This is a genomic window from Herbaspirillum sp. B65 (assembly GCF_000333555.1).
Classification (GTDB): Bacteria; Pseudomonadota; Gammaproteobacteria; order Burkholderiales; family Burkholderiaceae_D; genus Herbaspirillum; species Herbaspirillum rubrisubalbicans.
The window spans coordinates 1-3,016 of record NZ_BADI01000735.1 but is presented as its reverse complement, the minus strand read 5'-3'; the positions used below and the strand labels follow the sequence as shown (position 1 = coordinate 3,016).

General features: G+C 60.9%; 3 protein-coding genes. 2 read left to right on the top strand and 1 reads right to left on the bottom strand.

The window, feature by feature from the left end; translation table 11 throughout:
- Together I5W_RS30095 and I5W_RS17275 are read left to right on the top strand one after the other, a co-directional pair.
- Positions 1-286, top strand: a 286-nt coding sequence (locus I5W_RS30095; protein ID WP_252717079.1) for an STN domain-containing protein, incomplete at its 5' end; no start/stop codon positions are given.
- Complete coding sequence (locus tag I5W_RS17275) at positions 267-1,889, top strand: methyl-accepting chemotaxis protein (protein WP_199901756.1); 1,623 nt, start codon at positions 267-269, stop codon at positions 1,887-1,889. The genes I5W_RS30095 and I5W_RS17275, both read left to right, overlap by 20 nt.
- Before the next feature lie 145 nt (positions 1,890-2,034).
- Here the strand turns inward: I5W_RS17275 and I5W_RS17270 are convergent.
- Positions 2,035-3,016 (bottom strand): DUF6976 family protein (locus I5W_RS17270; protein ID WP_044530143.1); only part of this gene is annotated, 982 nt, incomplete at its 5' end.

Genomic DNA, 3,016 nt, shown 5'->3' with positions numbered 1-3,016 from the left:
CCCAGGCCGCCGATGTGCCATTGCCCTTGCAGGCGGGCAAGTTGCAGGGCCTGCGCTCGCCGGCTTGGCGGGCAGCTACAGTGTAGAAGCGGGCTTCAATGCCCTGCTGGCAGGCAGCGGCTACCGCATCGGCAAGACCGCCGCCGGCTATGTGTTGATGCCGGACACCGGCAGCGCAACGCCAACTGCAACGCCCCTTGCTTCGGCCCAAGGCAGCCTGCCCACCATCAATGTCAGCGCCAGCGCCGAGAGCTGGTCCCAGTGGCATGAATGTCCACACCTATGAAGTGATGGGGGCGGCCGATGACATGCTGCTCAACATGGTCAATGTCGAAACCGGCATTCGTGGTTACGTGGCCTCGGGCAATGAAGCCTTTCTGGATCCCTACAAGAATGGACGCAAGAATTTCCGCACGGCCTTCGAGAAGGCCAAATCGCTGACTGCCGACAATCCTGCCCAGCAGAAGCGTCTGGCCGAAATGCTCAATCTGACCGACAAGATCGAGGAAGTCGACCAGATGTTGATGAAGCTGAGAAAAGAGGCCAACGCCAGTGCCTCCACTCAGGAGCTGCAAAGCTATTTCGGCGCCACCCACGACAAGATCTTCATGGATCGCTTCCGTGCCGTGCAGCAGGAATTCGTCCAGGACGAGGAGTCGCTGCTGTCGGTACGCAGCGAGCTGGTGCATACCTTGAGCCAATCGACCTTGTGGACGCTCATCGGTGCCGGTTCCCTCACGATCCTGCTGGCCATCGGCGCTGGCTTTACCATCACCCGCAGCATCCTTCATGCACTGGGTGGCGAACCTGCCCAGGCCGCTTCGGTGGCACAGTCCATCGCAGCGGGCGATCTGACGGTGGCCGTGGTGCTCAAGCCGAACGATCGTAGCAGCCTGATGGCATCGCTGGTGAGCATGAAAGATCAACTGACCAATATCGTGCGCGGCATCCAGGCCTCGGGCGAATCGATCACGGTGGCCGCGGGCGAGATTGCCACCGGCAATACCGACTTGTCCCAGCGTACCGAAGAGCAGGCGGCCTCGCTGGAGGAGACCGCCTCCAGCATGGAACAACTGACTTCCACCGTGCGCCAGAACTCCGACAATGCCAAGCAGGCCAATGCCTTGGCCGAGAATGCATCGGGTCTGGCGGTCAAGGGCGGAGAAGTGGTCAGCCGGGTCATCGATACCATGAACGAGATTTCGGACAGTTCCAGCAAGGTATCGGACATCATCACGGTCATTGAAGGCATCGCTTTCCAGACCAATATCCTGGCGCTCAACGCGGCCGTCGAGGCGGCCCGTGCCGGCGAGCAAGGGCGTGGCTTCGCGGTGGTGGCCAGCGAAGTGCGCTCATTGGCGCAACGCAGTGCTGGCGCGGCCAAGGACGTCAAGGATCTCATCACGCTCTCTACCGAGCGCGTCGGACGGGGCACGCAATTGGTGGGGGAAGCCGGTAAGACCATCGGTGAAGTGGTGCAGGCCGTGCGCAACGTGACCGACATCATGAATGAAATCAGCGCCGCGTCTTCGGAGCAGACCGCCGGCATCGAACAGGTCAACCAGGCGCTGGTCCAGATGGATCAGGTCACCCAGCAAAACGCGGCGCTGGTGGAGCAGGCTGCTGCCGCCGCACAGGCGATGTCGGAGCAGGCCGTCGAGCTGCGTGCGGCGGTGGGGGTGTTCAAGGTGGCGGGTACCCCGCAAGCCCGGGTAGCTCCGGCCCGTGTGGCGCCCCGTCCAGCCCCGGTTGCGGCTGCTGCGGCGGCGGTCACCAAGCCGGTCCTGCAGGAAGCTGCTTCGCTGCCTTCACCAAAGAAGCGCGAGGCCGTCAAGAGTGCTGCTGCGTCCAGCCACAAGAAAGCGGATGAGGAGTGGGAAACGTTCTGATACCGTAGCACGTCTTGCAGTTGAGGCGATACACGTTCCGGCTCGGTATCGAGTCGGAACGTGAAACCTTCAAAAAGCGATGCCCCGCACATGGATAGGCGGGGCATTGTGACTTACGGACGATGGATGAAGAAAACCATCCGGCTTAGTGAATACGCAGCACCACCAGCGTCTGGTTGAGCAACTGATAGGCGATTTCACCAAAGGTGACCGGACCTGCCAGGCCACCGATGGACTTGCCTTCCAGGTCGCCAAAGACGAAGTTGAGAATGCAATTGCACGACATCACCTGGCCCTGAGCCTGCTGTTCGTTGAGCCTTACCTGGAAGGCGGCAGCGTAATCGGTCACGGGTTTGGCGAATCGATAATCGACTCCGACAAAGACGGGAGCATAAAGCTGGGTCTTGCCATGGTCGCTGGCGACATGTTGTAGCGAGACATTCAAATGGGCGCCACCGAAGTCGCCGACCAGAGGCAAGTGGCCATGGTCCAGCCCGCGTTGACGGATGTATTCGGAGAAGTTGGTGCGTTCACCATTGACCTCGCATTCATCGACTTCGAAGCTGGTCTCGTGGAAGCGCAGCACGTCTGCCTCATCCGGTTCGAACAGATTGATGATCTCGATGGAGGCCAACTTGTCCTCGGGTAGTGCCACGTAGGCGACCACGGCCATGTCTTCGTACTTGTGAGGACCACGACCGTCATAGACCTTGGGCGTGTTGCGGCCCAGCTCGGAGAGGTGGACGCCAGCGATCCAGCCGACCGTCGGACGGAGAAACGCGCCTTCGAAATTGCCCGCATCGGCGGCGAAATTCTTGTGTGCCTTGCTGCCGGCTGGAATGATGGTCAGCGCGAAGCCATTTTCGGGCGCATTGGCGCAGATGCCGGCCAGTTCCTCGGCGGCAAAGTGGGCGACCGAAGCTTGTCCCAATTCGGAGAGGGTGGTGGCGAAGATCATGTCCTGCGAAACTACGCCACCGTCTGCGGTGATGAAGTAGGGGGTCGTGCCGCCGATCCAATTGCCTGCGGGCAGTTGGTCCAGCAAGCATTCCGCGCCCGCCAGCGACAGGCATTGGCCGCTGGCGATCAGTTCTTTGGTTTCTTCTACGGTGATGAGTCGATTCATG